Below are 299 nucleotides of genomic sequence, written 5' to 3'. Positions count from 1 at the left end.
AAATCTCATTATGGCTGAGATAAAGAATCAAGCTGCAGAAAAAAGACTCAAATTGAAGTACAGCTCAATAGACTTTGAATATTGTTTAAGTTTGCCTTTAGCTGATCGCAAGATAAAAGTAGATTTAAGTCTTATACCTCATTTTGAAGATCGTGAAGAAAGTATTTTGTGGTTAACTAACTTTATTGGAAAAATTTGTGAGCCCAGAAAGATGCAAAGACAGAAAAAAAACTTCATTAAGTACCTGTGAATTTTAGATGAACAGCCCTTAAACCGGTTTTTTATTGCTAGTAGAATAT

General features: G+C 31.4%; 1 protein-coding gene. It reads left to right on the top strand.

The genetic code is table 11. The features are described 5' to 3' along the window. Window positions 1-250 (top strand): hypothetical protein (locus ACNQ0W_RS25575; RefSeq protein ID WP_417933330.1); only part of this gene is annotated, 250 nt, incomplete at its 5' end. Window positions 251-299: the final 49 nt, after the last annotated feature.

Source organism: Enterobacter cloacae complex sp. 6730903, from assembly GCF_048283985.1.
GTDB lineage: Bacteria > Pseudomonadota > Gammaproteobacteria > Enterobacterales > Enterobacteriaceae > Enterobacter > Enterobacter hormaechei_C.
This window is presented reverse-complemented; position numbering and strand designations above follow the sequence as displayed.